Raw genomic sequence first — 20,517 nt, forward strand, 5'->3', positions numbered from 1 at the left:
GCAGAAGGCGGCGACAAGGACCCATCCTGGGCCGGGATGTAGCCCGGCTGAAGCACAGGTACGTTCCATCAGCCGACCGGGCTGCTCGCACACCTAGCCCTGTGCGTTACCAAAGAGTCGAGGATGCGGTTCGCTCCTTGGATCGCCATGCCAGCAGCACACCGTCGCCCTCGGGCCGCGACCAAGGCAAGAAGAAGCCGACGGCAAGTGCACACGCCAACGAGGCACCTACTGTGATGTACGAGGCGAGCTGAAAGCCTTCCAGCGAAGCAGCTTTCATGGCGTAGATCAGCTCCGCTTTCTGACTCGCGAAGATCGAGTTGGTCGGAGCCTTCGCAATCTCGATGACACTGATGACGGTCTCCCGAGCAAAACTCTTCTGATAAGGGTTCATGACTGCGTCGGGAAGTGCGTCGATCCGCGGCCCGACCTTGGTCGTGTAGATGGATGCGACGATCGAACCCAGCACAGCAACCCCCAACGTGCCACCCACTTCCCTGGTGGTGTCGTTGACGGCCGATCCAGCACCAGCCTCGTCCAGCGATACCGAGGACATGATCGATTCGGTGGCCGGCCCCTGAACTATCGCCAGCCCAAGTCCCATGAGGACCATCGAAATCAATACCGGACCGACATAGGGTGTTTCGACTTTCACTTGCCCGGCAACGAACATCCCGATACTCATCACGACCAAACCGAACACGATCACCGAGGTGGTTCCCACCCGCTGCGCGATGACGGTAGAGAGTGGCGCGCCGACGGCAATTGCGACGGCGAAGGGAAGCGAGTGGATACCGAACTGTAGTGGGCTGAGTTCCATCACTCCCTGGAAATACTGGGTGATCATGAAGAGGAACCCGAACATACTGAAGTAAGCGATGGCTATGGACAACGCGGGCAACGAGAATCGCCGAATTCGGAACAACTGCATGTCGAGAACCGGCGAGGGGTGGCGTAGTTCCCAGAAGACGAACAGAACGAGGCTCGCAATCGCGACCCCATAGGCCGCCAAACTGATCGGAGACAGCCAACCCTGATGCGGGGCTTCGATTATCGCCCAGACCATCACGGTAATGGCCGCAAGAGAGAGCGCAATTCCCAGCGGATCATACTTCCCGACATGTGAGGCTTTGGATTCCGGCACAAGCATCAGCGCCGCCACCAGAACGATCAGTGCCACCGGTACATTGATCCAGAAAACCGAGTGCCAGGAGAAGTGTTCGAGCAGAAATCCACCCGCAGTCGGCCCGATCGCAATAGCGAACCCCGCCATAGCTGTCCACGCCGCGATGGCAAGCGCACGTTCCTTGGCGTCGTCGAAGATATTGATGATCAATGCGAGTGTCGCTGGGAACACAGCCGCGGCGCATACTCCCATCGCCGCGCGCGCAGCGATCACCTGACCGAGGTCGGCCGCGAGAGCACCGCCGATCGACATCACAGCAATACCGGCCAGGCCGACCGCCATCACTGTGCGGCGTCCGTACCGATCACCCAGGTGCCCGAAGGCCAGCAGCAGACCCGCGAAGGTGAGAGTGTAGGCGTCGACCACCCATTGCAGGCCGCTGATGTTCGCATGCAACTGCACGCCCAGCGACGGCAACGCCACATTGACGACGGTGTTGTCGAGTACAACCAGCAGCTCTGCCGCGCAAATCACCGAGAGCGCCAACCAGCGTTTTCTGCTGGACATCTGCACTCGTTTCACAGCGATGCTGTTCGAAGAATGAATCACAACGACCCCTTCTGCTATGTCGTGCGACATAACAATGAAGGTGAAAGTATCCGTTACTGCGCGTTATAGCAAGATTCAGCTCGGCAGGTAGCGTCTCACTACCGGCTTTTACGGGCGGCTGTGAGGCCCCCGTCGCGCGGCCACTGCCTGGTCGAGGACGGTCTCCACCCAGGGCACGAGTTCAGCCTCGACCCGATCGAGCGCGCGAATGCTGCGTTGGCCCTTTGCAACTATCAGCGCCCCCTCGATGGCCGAGATCGCGGTGGTCGCGAGGGAAGACGATCGCTGCTGGGACAATCCCCGCTGCCAGAGCGAAGCCGCAATCGTGTCCTCCCAGGAGGTGAACGACTCCCCCGCGGCCGCAAGTGCAGCCGGTGAGTTCACACCTTCCAAAGCTGCTGGAGCCACCGGACAGCCCGCCGTGTAATCGGTCGCGACAAGTTGCTCTCGAAATCCGCCGATGATTGCAGCGATGGTTCGCGCAGGGCCGTCTGCCGCGAGTCCCGATGAGATTGCAGCCCCCATCATCGCGCCCGCTGCGCGCGTTGCTTCCTCGACGATCTGCGGCTTACCCTGCGGAAAGTGGTGATAGATCGAACCGCGGGGGGCGCCCGCATGCTCGATGACATCAGCGAGCGAGGTGGCCTCGACTCCTCGCTCACGGAACAACAGTGCCGCACTCCGCAGCATGTCGTCCCGAGCCGTGCTCTTATCTACCATCGGTGCTCCCATCGCTATGCGGGCGATCATAGGCCCGTTTTCCACGTACCAGCTTGCTGTTACGGACAGTTACGCCTAGAATCTCGTCGCAGTTATGGTCTACGACATAATTGACCTGTCCTTCTCGCGGATGGTCGCTCGTCTGCGAAAAATGCTCGAGACTCTCGCACCGACGCAAGCACTCGCTGAGCGTGGCCGCGGACCACTCCCAAATCGGCCCGTTTCACGTTCGCCGAAGTATGGACTCGACGGAGATTCAGTCGCTCGGCACCGCCACATCTGACACAGGTTCTCGTCGCTGAGTATCGCAACACACCTTGCCGCGGAACTCTATTGTCGAGACCGACACGACATGGTCCACTGGCGTGCGGGGAACCGTGTAGGCGAACAAGGGGAAGAGGTTCGATGATGGATGCGGACGTAATCGTGGTCGGCGCTGGTCTAGCAGGCCTGGTGGCCACCGCCGAACTGGCCGACGCGGGCAAGCGGGTACTTCTGCTCGATCAGGAACCGGAACAGAATCTCGGTGGCCAGGCTTTCTGGTCGCTCGGTGGCCTGTTCATGATCGATACCCCCGAGCAGCGCAGGATGGGTATCAAGGATTCCCCCGAGCTGGCGTTGCAGGACTGGCTCGGCACCGCGACGTTCGACCGCGGCATCGACGACCCCAAGGGTGAGGACTACTGGGGTCACCAGTGGGCACAGGCTTACCTGGAGTTTGCGGCAGGCGAGAAGCGCTCGTGGCTGCACGCGCAGGGAATGCGATGGGTTCCCATCGTCGGTTGGGCCGAACGCGGCGGCTACCTCGCCGAGGGCCACGGCAACTCGGTGCCACGCTTCCACCTCACCTGGGGAACGGGCCCCGGCGTTCTTGCCCCGTTCGAACGGCGTGTTCGCGAGGCAGTAGCAAAAGGCGTGGTGCGCTTCGGATTCCGTCATCGCGTGGACGAGCTCACCATGACCGACGGCGTCGTCGACGGCGTCCGAGGGTCGGTTCTCGAGCCCAGCGCCTCGGTCCGGGGTTCGGGAAGCACGCGGGTCGAGGTAGAGGAGTTCGAACTTCATGCCGGCGCCGTATTGGTCACCGCCGGTGGAATCGGCGCCAATCACGATCTGGTGCGGGAAAATTGGCCCGCTCGATTGGGCACACCCCCGACGTCGATGATCTCCGGGGTACCCGAGCACGTCGACGGACGCATGCTCGGCATCACCGAGCGCGCGGGTGGTCGGTTGGTCAACAAGGACCGGATGTGGCACTACACCGAGGGGATCAAGAACTGGGATCCTATTTGGAAGAACCATGGGATTCGCATCATCCCCGGCCCGTCATCGATGTGGTTCGACGCACGCGGACAACGCTTCCCGGCCCCTAACTTCCCCGGCTTCGACACTCTCGGCACGCTGAAAACAATTCAGGACAGCGGATACGACTACTCGTGGTTCGTTCTCACGCAGAAAATCATCGAGAAGGAATTCGCACTCTCGGGATCCGAGCAGAATCCCGACATCACCGACAAGAACCTCAAACTCGTTCTCGGGCGGGTACTACCCGGAGCCAGCGGACCGGTCGAGGCATTCAAAGAGCACGGCGAGGACTTCGTCGTCGCAAAAACGTTGTCCGAGTTGGTCGCAGGCATGAACAAGATCACCGGTGACAATCTCATCGATGCTCGCGATCTCGAGCGGCAGATCACCGCGCGAGACCGTGAAACGGACAACCCGTTCACCAAGGACCTGCAAGTGTCCGCAATTCACAATTCGCGACGCTCCCGTGGCGAGCGGATAGCTCGTACTGCGTCGGTGCACAAGATCCTCGATCCCAAATCCGGTCCGTTGATCGCAGTGCGACTGAACATCATCACCCGTAAGACCCTCGGCGGCATCCAGACCGATCTCGACGGACGCGTGCAGAATTCGGACGGGGCCACGGTGCCTGGTCTATGGGCAGCCGGTGAGATCGCCGGGTTCGGCGGCGGCGGTGTACACGGGTATCGATCGTTGGAGGGCACCTTCCTCGGCGGCTGCATATTCAGTGGTCGGCAAGCCGGACGTGCATTGGCACAGGGAGTGTGAGCGCCGCCGTCGGACAGTGCGTCGAGAGGTAGCCCGTCGGTCGCGAAGTGCACACTCTGTACCGTGGAGCGGAGGACTTCGACCACGGAACACCGATTGGGAAGGATCTTTATGTCTCAGCCTGCACGGCTCGAGAAGAATCCGGACAAGGGCTACGTAGCACTACTCGGCTGGAGCTTGCCGGCTGTGGAAGCCCTCGACAAGTTCGACCGCAGGTATGTCGTCGTGGCACCGGATTGGGCCGAGCAATACTGCACTGAGCACGATATTCCCTATCTCCCGTGGAACTTCGAACGTCTCAACGACCGTTCGCTCGAGATCGCCGAGACACTGCGCGATATGGGTGTCGACGTCGCGATCCCGCTGTACGAGGAAACTGTCGAGTGGGCCGGAGCCATCAACTCGGTACTGCTGGGCAACCCACGCCTGTTCGGGCAGGCGATGTTGTTGCGAGACAAGTCCCTGATGAAGCGTCGTGCACAGCTCGGTGGGATTCGCGTCGGCATCTTCGAGGAGGCCCACGACCGTGAAGATGTGATCCGCTTCCTCAAGCGCGTCAACCAAACTCTCCTCAAGCTCGACGGCGACCCGAACGACCCGATTCACGTCAAAGCGTTCGACAAAGCAGGGTGCCTCGGCCACCGGGTGATCCGGACACCGGATGAAGTCGATTCCATCCCCGACGAGGAATTCCCGGCACTGATGGAATCCCATCTCGACGGCTGGGAGTTTGCCGTCGAGGCGTGGATCCACAACGGAAAGATCAAGTTCCTCAACATCTCCGAGTACGTAACCCTCGGATACTCGGTATTCGTACCCGCGACTCCCGAGCTCGAGAAGTACCGTGATCAGATCACCGTGCAGATCGAGAAGCTGATCAAGACCTTCGACATCGAATTCGGGTTCATTCACCCCGAGTACTTCGTCACCAGCGACGGCGAGATGTACTTCGGTGAAGTTGCTTACCGGCCACCAGGTTTCAAGGTTTTCGAGCTGCTCGAGCGCGCCTACGGATTCAATGCGTACCAGGGCCTGGTACTTTCGTTCGACCCGAAGACCACCGAGGAAGAGATCGACGCCTTCTTCCCCAAGGAGGTCGTCGACGCCACCGGTGTCGCCGGCTGCTTCGGTGTGTACCCGCGTCGACGCGTGGTCAGCAATCTCGTCATTCCCGACGTCACGTTGGACGACGACTACTACGAGACGAACGACCTTTCGGCACCCGTCGAGGAGACCGTCACCAAGCGTACGGCTTTCGGTACGCACTGGGGCTTGCTGTACTTCTTCGGCGAAGATCCGTATCGGATGCGCGATCTGCTCAAACAACAGGAAGAACTGGACTTCTACGTGTGAGGCAGGAACTCGGGGACGACCACACGCCACCGGCAGAGTCGACGGAAGAACAGGCGGTTACCAGCGCGACCACAACGGCCGATCGAGCATTGGCTTCGCGTCTCGCACAACTCGATCACGCAGCCGAGGCGTTCGCCACCGCGCCGGAATTCACCAAGAGCTCCAAGCTCCGACGCGTCCTCGACTCACTGCATCGTGTGTTGTCGCAACCTGGCGGTTGTGCAGCGATTCGGAAGCGTGCCGAGCTCCTCGAGAACGCGGGACTGTTCGCGGGATCGGACTGGGCGCACCCGGACATCCTCGTTCCGGCGTTCGTCGGCCCGAGCCTGCGTAGCGGAAACAACGACACCGTTGTGCTCGAAGCGACGAGCGAACTTCGCATGGTGGCAATAGTCGCCGGCGAGTACGAACACCCGGCCGTTACGCCGGAAGATGCTCGCCGGTTCCTGTCCCAGGTGCTCGCTTTGAACCTCGAAGTGTTGTTCACAGCGCCGTCGGAGGCAGAGCGAGTTCGGCTCGGACGCACCGCTCATCTCATTCGCGATCTGTTCGGTTACGTCGCCGAACAGATCGGCTACGACAGCGTTCTCGACGAACTCCTCGAAGAGATCTGGCGGGTGTTGCGTCAACGCCCGATTCAGGTGGACAGCGTCAAGACGATGGTCACCCGCATCGCGATCTACCGCGACGACCCCACCGTGGATCTCGGTACGTCCGGGCAGGGTCTCGACCGGTTGACCACGGCTTTGTTCGGCACTACCGAAGCATGCCGGGAAGACCCCGGAGTCGATGTCTACCGGTCACGGCTTGCGGTGATGGATTCGGAAGCTCTGCAGTTCGAGGCACGCGGTTTCGCCCGCGCAATGCACGACACAGGGCTGGTCTCGCCCTATCACGCGACCCTTGTGCGTTATCTCGTGGAGAACAACAGTTACGTACTCGCCGAGGCGCTCGGACTGTCCGACACCGGCCGGACGTGTCTGCAGCGATATCCGGAATTGGTTCAGCGCCTCGTTACCGAGACCGTGTACCCGGAGACAGCGCAATGCCTGTACGGCCTGGCGCTGCTTCTCGACCGGGGGACGCTCTACGAGCCACCGGTAGTCCCGTCACTGTGGCGGCAGATTTCGTTGAAGCTGTCACCGAAGGTGCGCGAGAAAATGCTTGTCGCGTTCGGTCCAGGTCCCGATCCGGAGTCGCGGTTGCTCGGTGGCCTGTTGTCGATGCTCGGCCAACCACTCGGCGTCGGCCAAGGAGACAATCCCACGTGCCAGTCTGCGCGAGCACTGTCGATGTGGGCGTACAACGACCCGGACTACCTACTGCAGATGGTCGTCTGGGCTGCACGTGACGACGAGATCGTCATGCACTTCGAAGGGCAACCGATCTCCTCGACCGACAGCATCGGCGGGGTCGCGACCACCGATCCGATCGACCTCGACCCGGTTTCGTTGCTGTTGGTACCGCACCTCGACCGAATTTACGCAGAGATGGTCCGACGATGCGTCGACCGTGAAGGCGACCCGCATCGCTGGGTCAATCCGGAGTTTCACGGCTGGTGGTCTGCTCGGGAATTCCACATCAACGTCGACGTCGCCACCGGAAATCTGATCGATCTCGACGGCTTCATTCGGCAGTTTCACGCCTCCTATCACCCGACGTACAACGGTGGTCAGCCGCTGATTCACCCGCAGCCGGCCGGCGTCGCCGTCACCGACAGTGCGGCCCGCTACATCGGCTGGCATGCGATCGCCATCCTGCGTGTCACCGCAGATCCCGACGGCATCATGCGGGTCTATTTCTTCAACCCGAACAACGACAGCGGTCAGGATTGGGGCGACGGAGTCGTCGTCGGTACCGCAGGAAACGGTGAACGAGCCGGTGAAGGGTCACTGCCGTTCGACCAGTTCGCCTCTCGTCTCTACATCTTCCACGCCGACCCGCTCGAGGAAGGTGAGCCGGACAAGATTCCGGCGACAGATGTCGAGAACATCATCGGATTCATCGAACGCAGTTGGGGCGCAGACAGGCTGCCTCGGGGCGTGAGCGAGGAAGATCGGTAGTCTCGGAGGCGTTTCCGGGCCGTTTTCTGGACTCCCCGTGGCCGGGCGCCTGCCCTGCTATCGTCACCCTCGTGCCGATCCCACGCCCCGCCGGCCTGGTGCTTCGCGCCGGTGTGCTGGCCATGATGTTCTTCGCCATAGTGGCTTCGCCGGTATCCGCCGAGCCTGCTCCCGCATCGACGACAACCTGGCTGTGTCAGCCCGGCCAGCAAGGCGACCCATGCGGCGGTAGGTCAGGCGCTCCGATCGACTGCTTCTACGTCTACCCCACTGCATCACTGCAGCAGAGCACCAACGCGAACTTCGACACCTCACCCGAATTACGCGCGGTGGCGGCCTTGCAGGCCGCGCCCTTCGGGGAGAACTGCAACGTATGGGCGCCGGTGTACCGGCAGACCACCCTGCGCGCATTGTTCGCTGGGACGGCGGAAGAGCGCACCGCCGCCGGGAATCTCGCATACGCCGATATCGAGAATGCTTGGGACGACTACCTTGCGCACCACAACAACGGCCGTGGCGTGGTTCTCATCGGACACTCCCAGGGCACTTTCGTCCTGCGGAAACTGATCGCCGATCACATCGACGGTCAGCCGATCCAATCGAAACTGGTCTCGGCGCTTCTGATCGGCGGGAACGTACTCGTCCGCAAGGGCGAGGGTGTGGGGGGCGACTTCGATTCCGTGCCCGCTTGCACCGAGTCCACGCAGACAGGCTGTGTCGTCGCCTATTCGGCATTCTCGAATCCCGCTCCTGACGACGCGAGGTTCGGTCTGCCGCCGACCACGGCCGGTCCCGACGTCGAGGTGTTATGCACCAATCCGGGGTCGTTGCGCGACAATGCCGACGCTCCCATCCGCGGAATTTTTGCGGGTCTGGAAGTCGACGGCTTCCATGCTCGGTGCACAACCGGCGAGGGCCCGCGCGTTCTCATGGTCGACGGACCCGGGGCCTCGCTCATCCCGGCTGTGCCTGCCCCGAACTGGGGAATTCACCAGGTCGATATGAATGTTGCCCAGCGAGACCTGGTGGACCTCGTCGAAGCTCAGGGAGCGGCGTACGCCGCCGCCGGTCGGTAACCGAGTCAGGACTTCGGGTCCAGGGCGGAAGGTTTGTGCACCGCGTCCTTGCCTGACTTGTCACTCACTACGCGATATTGAGGTTGGTCTTTCGATGCCTTGACGGTCCTGCCTGCAGCTTCGGTGTCGGAGGTGATCTTCTCTTCCACCGTGCCCTCGGCAGTACTGCCATGGCTGTTCCATTCGACCTTGTCGCCCTTGTGAAACTCGTCTCCGGCCTTCATCGGTCCTCCTGTGTAAGAAACGTAAGACGCTGTGGACGGCGCATACCCACCGGAGCACCCACCAATCCATCCCCGCATCGCCGGGTGGCGCTATTCGACGACCTCATAGATCCGCCAGTTCGGTTGATCTGCACCCGTAGTGGGAACCTCGAAGGCGAATGTGGAAATGGTGGCACCGTTGTCGTAGATCGTCGGATACCTGCGGTTGACTGCGTCGGATTCGCCACGTCCGGTGTTGGGAACCGTCAGCAGGTACTTCACTCCCGCTGCACCCGGATTGTTGAGAGTCGTGGTGAAATCCTGGTCGGAGGGCACGACGAACTGCGTAGGATTCGACGACGCCGCGACCACCGCGAACCCGTAGACGGTGTCCAGAAGAACTGATCCTTCGGGCAGATTCTGTGAATCCAGATATGCGGCGAGTTCGCGTTCGGTGGCGAACGAGTCGATGATCGAGCGAGCTTCGACTGCCTCGGCATCTTCGGCGGAGGGGGTCGGGTCGAGGATATATCCCAGCGCATACTCCTGGGGAGCCAGCTTCGGCTGCATCATCGCCCAACCGGTGATCGGCACAGCCAGCACCGACAACACCACCAGCCCGACGCCGACCCTGGCAGGCACCATCGCACGTACCGGCCGGGGACGGTGGAATGCACCTTCTCGCCGCGTGTGCGGATTGCCTCGCGGCGGAACCAATTGCACCAATGCGACCACGGCAAGCGGTATCGCGCAGATGTAGAACCGCAGAAAGCCGAACGTGGAGCCTCCGATGAAGCTCACGGCCTGGAATGCGAGTACCGCGCCGAACACGACCGGCCCGACCAAGAATTCGAGATCGCGTCGCCGTCGTGCGAGGACCGCCGAAACCGGCAGGGCCACCAGCAGCGCAGGCCCCAGCACGACAATGGCTGTTACCGCGAACACTGTGTTACCCAGCGCTGTTCCGGTCGAACCTCCGGACTGTGCCAGAATCGCGGCATTACCGTAGCCAGAGGACAATTGGGCCAACGCTTCCCCGGTGATCAACCAACTCGTCCCGGTCCACACCACGAACGCGGCAAAACCCGGTCCTGCCACGAGCACCCCGTCGAGTACAGCGCGGCGAATCATCGTCCGCCACTGCGCTCGACCCCGTCGCATCACCGTGATCACCGCGACCAGCACAGCGGCACCGGCAATAGCGACGACGCCGTCGTAGCGGGTGAGGTAGGCCAGTGCCAGCGCGATACCCGCGACGACCAGATCGTGGACGTCGTCGGTGTGTACCCAGCGGATCAAGCGCCGCACCGCCCAGCAGACGAAGAACAGAAACACGGCTTCGCTCATGCCGTTCGCACCGTAGAAGACGATCATCGGGTTGATCGCGAACACCACCGTGAGGAACGTGCAATACCGGGTCGAGAGGCCCCGATCTCGACAGATTCCGTACACCATCACCACTGCGCCCGCCATGAACGCTGCCGAGACCAGGATCCCGGAGATGTTCCACCGGGTGATCGCCGGCCACCACGAAGACAAAGCAACGATCGGCAACTGCGCCAACGCAGTCAACGGGGTGAAGATGAATCCGATGGCGGACACATGTGGGTCGCGGCTCAGGAGAACCGACTGCGCAGCCGAGGTCCGCGACAATGCGTCGCCAAGCAGGTAGCCGAACTTCAGGCTCAGTGTCAACCCGATCGCAACGTAGCCCGCCAGTGATGACGTGAAGACGATCCACGGTGCGCGAGAACTCACGTGAGAGTCTCTTCGGTCTCGACGGCTGCCGCGGTCGGCGTGTTCAGTCCGTGAAATGTCTTCTCCCAGTAAGACGGGTTCCGAATGAGCTGCCAGCATCCCTTGATCGCGGCAACGCTCATCATCACCCAGTACAGCGGCATCGTCAGGCTCGGGACGAGAAGGTAGGCGTTGTCGCTTTCTCTACTGGCGATCAGGTACATGTAGATGGTGGCGACGTTGCCGATGATCAGTGACACCAACGAGAAGTAGTAGATGTACGGCGGAAACAGTGCGGCAATGAGTGCTGGTTGCCCGAGAATCCAAGCGGCCGTGGTGAACCAGAAGATCATATTGATGCAGGCGCTGATCGGAGTGCCCGCCAACAACAACGTCAGCCGGTAGGTGCCGACCGGACCCAGTGCACGCACGGTAGCGACGGGTCGGCGCATATGCACCAGCCACGTCTGAAGGTAGCCCTTGTACCAACGTGAACGCTGTCTGACCCAGTTGATCGGGTCACTGTTCGCTTCCTCGAGTGTGATCGAATCCAGTACCGCGGTGGAATAACCGGACGCGGCGATACGAACTCCGAGATCGGCATCCTCGGTGACGTTGAAGCCGTCCCACGCGCCGACCTGCTCGATGACGTCGCGTCGTAGATGATTGGATGTGCCGCCCAACGGGATCGGTGAGGTGCTGCGCATCAAACCGGGAAGCAGGTAGCCGAACCACAACGCGTAGTCCGCAGTGAACCATCCGGTCAACAGATTCTGAGAACCGTTGTGGAATGCCAACTTTGCTTGTACGCAGGCCACGGTATCGGGCAGGCGGTCGAAGGCGGCGATGACCCTGCGCAGCTGCAGAGGTTCGGGGAGATCCTCGGCGTCGAAGATCGTGACAATGGTTCCGGTCGCGAAATGCAGTCCGTAGTTGCATGCCTTCGGCTTGGTACGCGGGTCTCCGGCCGGGACGAGTATTACCTCCACGATCTGGCTGACACCGCTGCGCGCCGCTGCGTCGATGGTGACGTCGTCGTCTTCTTCCAACAGCAGAAGAACTTGTAATTTGTCCGGCGGATAGTTCAGGTTGGTCATGGCCGCGATGAGGTCGCCGACCACCTCGGGCTCGTTGTATGCCGGAACCAGGATCGTGTACGCGGGAAGAAGTTCATCAGGAATCGCGAGTGCCTGTTCGTCGGTGACCGTCACGATCGCCGTCGCATCCAACCCTCGGGAGAAGATCAGCAGGCGGTCGAACATCATCGCCAGATAGCCCAGCGTGCACACCACCGTCAACACCAGCAGCGTCGGAACAGGATTCATTAGGGCGCTCACCAAGGTGAGGACGGCGATGGAGATGGCGGTGTACTTCTGCCACGGCACGAAGGCGATCGCGGCCGACGCCAGTGGGTTTCGGCGGGCGAGTCCGTTGATGGCGTCGTCGAGCGCCTCTGCGCGAAACTCCGCTGTCTCCTCCCCGACGCGCGGCGGCGTCCGCGGCGTGCTGCTCACTGTCCACCTCTGGTATCGATATTCCATTGCGCCCGAACGAGACCGGTACCGAACGCGGTCAGCAGCGTGCGGTCTTTGTACTCCGGGTCGGTGTCGGCGATGATGGAATTGCCGCGTAGGAAGGTCGCGAGACTGGTACCGATGTTCGACGCCATCGACGGTATCGGCCTGGGGAACGTAGCGCCGTCCTCGTGGTTGTCCACACTGATGATCGTTACGCGCTGGGTGACGTCGCCGCGCACCCAGGTGAAGACCAATTTCGTCCAGGTCAACAACAGAGCGTCGCTGACCGAGGTGTACAGGGTTCCGGTGACTCCGTGCCCGAGTGGCACCTGCAGTGCAGCGCTGGTGCGGGTGTTGCTCAGCCGATACAGGGTGCTTTCCGGATAGATCGCCAAACTGGCTCGGTTCGTGGTGGAAAGCACGTCCACCACCACAGTCCGTGGTCGTGATTCGATGTCCCACTCAGGATTTCCGTCTTCTGCCTTCATCGTCTGCCGGGTCAGCGTCGCTGCTTGCCCGAAGTACGAGCGCACCCAGTCGTACGATTGGATCGCTGTCCGGTTCCACCCGGTCGGCGGAGCCAACGGTACGGACGTCGATCCCGGAGGGCCGGCGGTATCCGGGATCACCGCTGTCTCGGGCAGCGGGAGGAAGAGCAGGATCACCGCAGCAACGATCACCAGAATCGCCGAACTCGGCGACCGTTTCGCCGAAGACGAGGACATGCCCTTCGGCAACGGTTTCTTGCTCTCACCGCGCCTGGAGAGCAGGTAGAACCCCAGCCCGATCATCATCGACGAACCGACCGTCGGGATGAGCTGCAACAGAACGATGTCGATTCGAGGCCAGAGGGCCAAGATGAACGCCAGCACTGCGAACCCCGTTGCCACCGTGCATGCGAATCCGAGCCACGCTCTACGACGAGTACGCCCGACGGCTATCGCGCCCGCGACGCCGCCCAACACCACCAGTACTGCTCCGTAGGCGAATCGACTTCCACCGGCATTGACGGCGACCAGCCGATACATCAATGGGCTCAAAGCCAGCAGCAACAACCACACCGACCAGAACCGGCCGACCGGGCGAAGACCGAACAGCAGGATCGCGCCGCCGAAGAAGAAGACCAGCGCCGACAGAACGTCGAGGTGCGCGAGTGCGTACTGCTCGGCGTAACGCGGCAACCACAGGGCTTTGACGGCGATGGCTGCCAGCAACGCGAGACCGCCGACGATGACGTCGGTCTGTCGATCATGAATCGGCAACTCCCCGGCGCGACGGCGAGCCACTCCCTGCGCCGCTACGGCCGCCAGAAACGGAAGCACGAAAATGTACGCGGTGATGGCACCGTTCGACGCTTCCTCCAACACCCGCTTCCAGGTAGGAAAGTATGCGACAACGACGCACGCCAAAAGCAGGAGCCACCGAAGAACGATCACCGTGGCCGGGTGCGCAGTCCATCCCGTCTTCTCCGGTACTGAATCGACCACTGCGACATCGTCGCTGCTCGAGTCCCCTTTCCCGGTGTGGTCGGGGCCGGCCTCGGCATCGGCGGTCATGACACCGGTGAATCGCCGCGGCGGTGGCGACGGTGCGTGGAGCGACGGGAGCGCACAACCAGTACGACCGCACCTACGAGGGCGACGAGGAATACCGCGCCGGCAATTCCGAGAAGCGTCACACTCATGCGATCGACGCCCGACCGGCTGGCCTCCGTCGACTCCGACACCTCCGATGAGTCCCCTGCCAGGTCTCCGCTCGACAACGACACCGGCTCGATTCCCGGTACAGCGAAGAGAATGTCGCCGCTGCGGCCGAACCAACGCGACGGATCGGCGTCGAGCCAACCCAGAAGTGCGTCGAGCCGGCCCCCTTTGCCTGTCGACGATGCCACCAACAATGCCGCGTTGTTCGCGGTCGTAGTCACCTGCAGGCTGGCGTAAGGCACCCCCGGATCGACGGTGAGCGAGGCGTCGGTGTCGGTGGATTCCGGCGTTGCGATCGAGAACGTCGTAGCTCCGGACGAGGACAGCGGCAATGAAAGCGAGTCCGGTAGAGCACCGTCTGCGGCAATCACGACGGCCGGGTCGGAGCTGGCGAGCGCGTCGTCGAGAGAAACGACCTGCGGCATGATCGGCCTGGAGGACAGGCGCTGCAGTCCGGTCACGACCGAGACGGCACGGGCGGTATCGGCGAAGGTTTCCTGGGTCATCGCTACGTCGAATTGCGGCATCAAGGCTTGCGGCAGCGATCCGAATCCCAGCGGAGCCGGCGTCGAGGAAGGTCCGGATCGGACGACAGTGGAACCGTCGACGGTGATCGTCGACGCTGCCTGCGTGTTACATCCAGCGGCCGAATCCGTTGGGCGGGCCAAGCTCACATCGACGGTGGTAGCTTTCCGCAGCTCGGCGTTCGGGATCTCGACCCACTCATCCAACCGACCCGAATCGTCGGCGGACCACGATGCGATCGTCTTACCGCCCACTCCGGCAGTGATCGATCCGACGCCCGGGGTGTAATTTCCGGTCAGATGCACCGACACATCCGAGACAGAGCGGCCGAGGCGTGCTTGATCGAGCGTGAGCGACGCAGTCGCGGTGGCGTCGCCTTTCCCTGTGACAGTTCCGATTCCGAGATCGTCGAGGGTCGTCGAATCGGGTGCGAGAACAGCTCGAGGAGCCGACGCCCCCGCGAGCGCTTTGGTGGTCACCGCCAAGTCGGCAATGTTGCTGGTGATCAATCGAGCCTGGTCGGTCAGTGCCGTACCGCTACCGGTGACGAACAACCGTGGAGGTGATTGATCGACCGGAAAGATCAGTTCTGCTGCGGCGTCCTTGTTCTCGGACACGACGACGGACCGTTCGAAGATCTGGTCCGGTTGCGAACCCTGCAATTGGGTGTCCGGACGGACGACGACCCGAACGGGTTGCGCGCCGTAGTAGTCGATCACCGACGTCGTCAACGTCAACACTGCCGAGATCATGTCGCGGTTCGGCTGGGCAGGCATGAATACGGTGAGCTGTCGGAGTACCGGTGGCAGGAACTCGGAAATCGTTCGAGGGATCGACGGCGCCCCGGTGTAATCGACTCGGGCGTCGAGGAGTCGCAGCTGTGCGTCGGCGGCATCCGGGCAGAAGCCGGCGTCGGGAATCAGCGTCGACGCGAGGTCGAGGGTCACCGCTCCGTCGACAACGGGAACCGCTGCCAGCGGGATGGAGACGGGGATCGTCGGCGCGTCGCCCGCGAGCGCGATACGCGAGATCGGCCGGTTACCGGATTCGACGTCGATCCAACCTCGATCGAGCCAGGCCGGGACGGTGAGCACCGCGTTCAACGACGACGGCCCGGTCCCCGGTGGCACCGGCACGGTGACGCGAGTACGGCCGTCCAGCCCATTCAGCGCAATCGAAGCGCCCAGGCCGGTCTCGCTGAGGGACAACGAGATCGGGTTCGTCTCTTCTGGGTCTTCATCCTGCGCTTGCGCGATTCCCGGCACGGAAGAAAGGACCATCATTGCAACAATCCCGCTGATCGCGGCCATTCGAGCAGTACAGCGAGAAGGCACACCAATAGTCGACGACATCAAATAGTCCGGCCCTTTAAGTGGAAGTGACATCTTTCGAGATCATTATGACCGATAAGGAGTGAACAGTCTCGACGTGTGTCCGATTTTATCTTCACCCCGGGTGACCAGGACATGAGACCCCGGAAGGTCGTGCGAATAAACAATATTACCGACCAGTACATCCATGAATTGCGGTATCGGAGGATCCTTTTATGGGATTACCGGGCTCGAATGGGTTAATAGCGTTGATATGCCATTCACCGGGAGCAGAATTACCGACTGCAAATACACAGGCCTATCATCTGCTCTATGCACAGCCTGGTTCGTTTCTGTCGAGTCGCTGCCGTCCTGGCGTGCGCTGGCCTGCTCGTCGCCGTCACCGGTGCAGCACCGACAGACGCCGCTCCTGCGCCGGGTGCCCGCGTGAGCGCGAGCGCCGACGGTCTGGCACTGGACGGCGCACCCTGGTGGCCGACAGGTTTCAATGCCTACCAACTGGCTACGGATTGGTCCGTCAATGCCGGATGCGGAGCCATGGTCGATCTCGACAGCTACTTCGCGGCGCTGCCTGCACACTCGCTGACGCGCTTCGACGCGTTTCAAGCTCTCGCGATCAACCGCTTCACCGGCAACCTCGACTTCGGCCCCATGGACGCAGTCTTCGCCGCGGCCGAAGCGCACGACCAACTTCTCATCCCCGTCTTGTCACCTCAGGACGGCGCGTGCGAAGACAACGCCTTCAAGGACAGACAGTGGTACATCGACGGCTGGACTACGCCACCGCCTTCCCCCACCGCAACAGCGCTTCTGAGCTTCGAGCAGTGGGCCGACACCGCCGTCGCGCGCTGGAAGGACTCACCCGCACTTGCCGCGTGGGAGCTCGTCGGCGAACCGGAAACGAGCACCTGCGTCGACGCGAGCTGTTCTTGGGAGACTCGAACCTGTGCCTCCGACGCCGATGACGTTCTGCGCAGCTTCTTCGATACCGCCGGCGCACGAGTGCGCACCCTCGACCCACGCACCTTGATCACTGCCGGGCTTACCGGCGGCGGCCAATGCGGAAGCCAGGGCGACCAATACCGCTATCTGGCACAGTCACCCGTCGTCGATGTTCTTCAGTACCACGACTACGGCGCCGACGGGGTCGCACTGCCCGGTGATCAGTGGAACGGACTCCAGCGTCGGATCACGCAGACGGCACAGGTCGGTAAGCCACTTCTGGTGGCCGAGATCGGCGAGCTCGCGGGATCCTGTTCGACTGTGGAAAATCGCGCCGCGCACATCGAGGCGAAAATCGACGGTCAGCGGGCGGCAGGTACCGCTGGTGCACTGCTGTGGGCGTTCGTTCCGGACCCGAGACCGACCGAGTGCACGTTCGACATCGGGCCAAGCGATCCGCTCTGGCAGGTCCTCGATCAGGGAACCTCGAACTAGCCGCTTGCACAAGCATCACTCGAGTATTCATACTCGAACTAACATTTATAGGTGTACAACTATCGGGCGGTCCATATGACTGAGTCTTCGTCACAGCGCCGATACCTCGTGCTCGGCATCTGCTGCCTCAGCCTCTTCCTGGTCAGCATCGACAACACCATCGTCAACGTCGCACTCCCGTCGATTCGGGCCGAGCTGAACTCTTCGGTGTCGGGTCTCCAGTGGATCATCGACGCCTACACCCTCGTCCTGGCGTCGCTGTTGATGCTCGGCGGCTCTACCGCAGATCGTTTCGGGCGCAAGAAGATCTTCATGATCGGCACCGGATCCTTCATTCTCGGATCGCTACTGTGCAGTGTCGCGCCGTCGCTGGGCTGGCTGGTGGCATTCCGCATGGTTCAGGCCGTCGGCGGATCGATGATGAATCCGGTCGCGATGTCGATCATCACCAACACGTTCGACAACCCCAAGGAACGCGCAGGGGCGATCGGCATCTGGGGCGGCGTCGTCGGCGTGTCGATGGCTGCGGGACCGCTGCTGGGCGGGGTGCTGGTGACGTCTGCAGGGTGGCAATCGATCTTCTGGGTGAACGTCCCGATAGGACTTCTCGCGTTGGCATTGACGTGGAAGTACGTCCCGGAATCCAAAGCACTCCATGCGCGCAGGTTCGATCCCGCGGGTCAGATACTCATGATCGCGTTGCTCGCCGGTCTGGTGTTCACGATCATCGAAGGCTCGGCAATGGGCTGGACCTCCCCACTCATCCTCACGACGGGCGCGGTGACCCTCGCATCGCTCGTCGGGCTGATCCTGACGGAATCCAGACGCACAGAACCGCTCATCGAACTGTCGTTCTTTCGCAGCGTCCCGTTCAGCGGCGCCACGATCATCGCCGTGTGCTCGTTCGCGTCGCTGGGCGGCTTCCTGTTCCTCAACACTCTGTATCTGCAGGACGTCCGCGGTTACTCCCCACTGCACGCCGGGCTGTACACGTTGCCGATGGCCTTGATGACCCTCGTCTTCGCCCCGATCTCCGGTCGCATCACCGGATCCCGCGGGCCGCGGATCTCACTGGTGGTCGCCGGGCTCGGCTTCATCGTCTCTGCCACGATGCTCACCCGTCTGACTGCGGACACGTCCTTCGGCTGGCTTGCGGTGTCGTACATCATTTTCGGTATCGGCTTCGGTGTGGTGAATGCCCCCATCACCAACACCGCGATATCGGGCATGCCGCGCAGTCAGGCCGGCGTCGCATCCGCAATCGCATCGACGAGCCGGCAGGTCGGCCAATCACTCGGAGTCGCGGTTGTCGGATCGATTGTGACCGCAGGTCTGGTCGGCAGCTTCGAGGACGGTTTCATCGACGCTGCGAGACCCGCCTGGACTGTCATGTTGTGCGCCGGTGTCGTGGTTCTGATTCTGGCCGTCGTCACCACCGGAGGGTGGGCACGCAGCACCGCGCACGCCGTCGCCACCCGTTCGAAGGAGTTGGTCTCATGAGCGCCCCTGACGTCTGGGCCGACCTGCGCAGCCTCGTCCTCGAGGTGTCCGATCCACACCGCGCGGTCGTCGCCGCGACCGGAGAGAGCTTCTTCAGAACGAAAGTTCTCCGACGGCTCCTGCACGGACCGATCTCGGCGGGCGAACTCGCCGAACAACTCGGCTCCGATCCGCCGTACCTGTCGATCACTCTTCGTGACCTCGAAGCCAGAGGCCACCTCAGACGCACGGAGGACCCTGTCGACCGACGTCGACGCGTCGTGGCCCTCACCGACTCCGGGCGTGAACTCGCGCGCGTGGCGAACGATGTCCTTGGAACACCGCCTGCGGCCTTGACCGCTCTGGACGGGTCGGACCTCGCGACCCTGGCGCGCATTGTGTCTTCGCTACTCGGAGACTCGGCCACCTCTGCGTAGGCCTGCCTGCGTCCGCTAGTTTTCGTAGGTGACGACGATGTCCTGAAACCCCTTGTTCCGCTGCGCTTCTGCCTGGCCGGTGTAGGACTTCTTGTCACCCTCGGTGAGTTCGACGTTGTCGGTGAACGGCGTCAGCAGCGCACGAGGATGCAGTCGGTCGACTCGGACGGCATTGATCTCGATACAGAGAACGATGAGTACCGATGCGACATAAAGGAATCCGAGCAAGCCGAGAACGATCGCGAAGACTCCGTTGCTGGTGCTGACATTACCCACCACGTATCGGATGTAGATTCCGCCGAATGCTTGCAATGCCTGCCAGATCACCGCGGCGACGATCGCCCCGGGCAGTACGTCCTGGATGGTCAACGCGCGGGGCGTTCCGATTCTGAACGCTACGGAGAATACTGCGGCGTTGACCACAACGGCGCCGATCAGGGCAAGCGTGCCACCTGCAAACCCGAAGATGCCGGACGACGCGACGGCATTGAGGACGGTCAACCCGATGATGGCGGTACCGACAGTGCTCAGCAACAGCAGACCGCGCAGTCGTGCTCGCAGCGGGTCCGGCTGTTCGTTGCGCGGAACGGACCATGCGGTGTTCATTGCGTATTGCGCCGCAAGCGAGATGCCGAGGCCGCCGTAGAGCGAGCCGACTATGCCGATCACAATCGCCGTCACACCGCCGCTGAGGCGGTCCGGTTCGCCTAGTTGATCTCCGATGACAGGTATCTGACTCATGGCGGAGTCGAGAATGCTGGCCTGCAGGTCCGGATTACCGGCAAGCACGATTCCCAGCAGCGTGGTGAACAAGAGCAGCAGCGGAAACAGTGACAAGAACGCGTAGTACGCGATCAGGGCGCCGAGATATCCGCCGCGGTCGTCGAGGAATTTGTACACCACTGCCAGCGGGAATCCCGCCGATGGATGCCTTCGTTGAAACTCGTCCATTCTTGCCAGCATCATCGGTCGAATCCAGCCATGCTTCTCACACTCCTTCGCCGCGCCACTCGCGACCGGATCACGCATACCCACTGCTCATCCATCCAACACCGCCACCGACCAGTACCGTCGGACTGCTCTGGCACCATCGAAGACATGAGAGCTGTGACTAGGGCTGGAGCTGGG

At 62.1% G+C, this 20,517-nt stretch carries 15 protein-coding genes; 7 read left to right on the forward strand and 8 right to left on the reverse strand.

Annotated features, from left to right (window positions below; translation table 11 throughout):
* Nucleotides 1–106: 106 nt before the first annotated feature.
* Together O1W68_RS02515 and O1W68_RS02520 are read right to left on the reverse strand one after the other, a co-directional pair.
* Nucleotides 107–1,693, reverse strand: coding sequence for an MFS transporter (locus tag O1W68_RS02515; protein WP_269301303.1), 1,587 nt, complete (start codon nt 1,691–1,693; stop codon nt 107–109).
* Between the two features lie 150 nt (nt 1,694–1,843).
* Nucleotides 1,844–2,455 carry a TetR/AcrR family transcriptional regulator gene (locus O1W68_RS02520; protein ID WP_269301304.1) on the reverse strand — a complete coding sequence of 204 codons (612 nt, stop codon included), beginning with the start codon at nt 2,453–2,455 and terminating at the stop codon, nt 1,844–1,846.
* A 408-nt stretch (nt 2,456–2,863) separates the two neighbouring features.
* Here O1W68_RS02520 and O1W68_RS02525 point away from each other — a divergent pair, with 408 nt between their 5' ends.
* The 4 genes from O1W68_RS02525 to O1W68_RS02540 all read left to right on the forward strand — a co-directional run bounded on the left by O1W68_RS02525 (nt 2,864) and on the right by O1W68_RS02540 (nt 9,020).
* Nucleotides 2,864–4,528 carry an FAD-binding dehydrogenase gene (locus O1W68_RS02525; protein WP_269301771.1) on the forward strand — a complete coding sequence of 555 codons (1,665 nt, stop codon included), beginning with the start codon at nt 2,864–2,866 and terminating at the stop codon, nt 4,526–4,528.
* Nucleotides 4,529–4,639: 111 nt separating this feature from the next.
* Nucleotides 4,640–5,881 (forward strand): ATP-grasp domain-containing protein, encoded by a 1,242-nt coding sequence (locus O1W68_RS02530; protein ID WP_269301305.1) that lies wholly within the window; start codon nt 4,640–4,642, stop codon nt 5,879–5,881.
* Nucleotides 5,878–7,944 carry a hypothetical protein gene (locus O1W68_RS02535; RefSeq protein ID WP_269301306.1) on the forward strand — a complete coding sequence of 689 codons (2,067 nt, stop codon included), beginning with the start codon at nt 5,878–5,880 and terminating at the stop codon, nt 7,942–7,944. Before O1W68_RS02530 ends, O1W68_RS02535 begins: the two co-directional genes overlap by 4 nt.
* Before the next feature lie 71 nt (nt 7,945–8,015).
* The gene (locus O1W68_RS02540; protein ID WP_269301307.1) at nt 8,016–9,020 is read left to right on the forward strand and encodes a DUF3089 domain-containing protein; all 1,005 of its coding nucleotides are present in this window, start codon (nt 8,016–8,018) and stop codon (nt 9,018–9,020) included.
* A 5-nt stretch (nt 9,021–9,025) separates the two neighbouring features.
* Here O1W68_RS02540 and O1W68_RS02545 read toward each other — a convergent pair whose 3' ends face one another.
* From O1W68_RS02545 to O1W68_RS02565, 5 genes are all read right to left on the reverse strand, one after another.
* A complete protein-coding gene (locus O1W68_RS02545) occupies nt 9,026–9,244 on the reverse strand; it encodes a DUF2945 domain-containing protein (RefSeq protein ID WP_269301308.1) in 219 nt (72 codons plus the stop codon).
* 90 nt (nt 9,245–9,334) lie between these two features.
* Nucleotides 9,335–10,981, reverse strand: a complete 1,647-nt coding sequence (locus O1W68_RS02550; protein WP_269301309.1) for an ArnT family glycosyltransferase — start codon at nt 10,979–10,981, stop codon at nt 9,335–9,337.
* A complete protein-coding gene (locus O1W68_RS02555; RefSeq protein ID WP_442972264.1) occupies nt 10,978–12,501 on the reverse strand; it encodes a glycosyltransferase in 1,524 nt (507 codons plus the stop codon). The genes O1W68_RS02550 and O1W68_RS02555 overlap by 4 nt, the downstream gene beginning before the upstream one ends.
* Nucleotides 12,471–14,033: a hypothetical protein gene (locus tag O1W68_RS02560; protein WP_269301311.1), complete on the reverse strand. Its 1,563-nt coding sequence runs from the start codon at nt 14,031–14,033 to the stop codon at nt 12,471–12,473. The genes O1W68_RS02555 and O1W68_RS02560 overlap by 31 nt, the downstream gene beginning before the upstream one ends.
* Nucleotides 14,030–16,015, reverse strand: coding sequence for a hypothetical protein (locus O1W68_RS02565; RefSeq protein WP_269301312.1), 1,986 nt, complete (start codon nt 16,013–16,015; stop codon nt 14,030–14,032). The genes O1W68_RS02560 and O1W68_RS02565 overlap by 4 nt, the downstream gene beginning before the upstream one ends.
* A 333-nt stretch (nt 16,016–16,348) precedes the next feature.
* Between O1W68_RS02565 and O1W68_RS02570 the strand changes: the two genes are divergently transcribed.
* The 3 genes from O1W68_RS02570 (at nt 16,349) to O1W68_RS02580 (ending at nt 19,389) form a co-directional block, all read left to right on the forward strand.
* Complete coding sequence (locus tag O1W68_RS02570; RefSeq protein WP_269301313.1) at nt 16,349–17,473, forward strand: beta-mannosidase; 1,125 nt, start codon at nt 16,349–16,351, stop codon at nt 17,471–17,473.
* A 75-nt stretch (nt 17,474–17,548) separates the two neighbouring features.
* Nucleotides 17,549–18,973 (forward strand): MFS transporter, encoded by a 1,425-nt coding sequence (locus O1W68_RS02575; protein WP_269301314.1) that lies wholly within the window; start codon nt 17,549–17,551, stop codon nt 18,971–18,973.
* On the forward strand, nt 18,970–19,389 hold the full coding sequence (locus O1W68_RS02580; protein ID WP_269301315.1) for a MarR family winged helix-turn-helix transcriptional regulator: 420 nt from the start codon (nt 18,970–18,972) through the stop codon (nt 19,387–19,389). Before O1W68_RS02575 ends, O1W68_RS02580 begins: the two co-directional genes overlap by 4 nt.
* 15 nt (nt 19,390–19,404) lie before the next feature.
* On the opposite strand, the gene O1W68_RS02585 is transcribed toward O1W68_RS02580, so the two are convergent.
* On the reverse strand, nt 19,405–20,352 hold the full coding sequence (locus O1W68_RS02585; RefSeq protein WP_269301772.1) for a YihY/virulence factor BrkB family protein: 948 nt from the start codon (nt 20,350–20,352) through the stop codon (nt 19,405–19,407).
* Nucleotides 20,353–20,517 lie beyond the last annotated feature (165 nt).

Origin of the sequence: Rhodococcus sp. H36-A4 (assembly GCF_027158005.1) — a bacterium.
Lineage (GTDB): Bacteria > Actinomycetota > Actinomycetes > Mycobacteriales > Mycobacteriaceae > Rhodococcoides.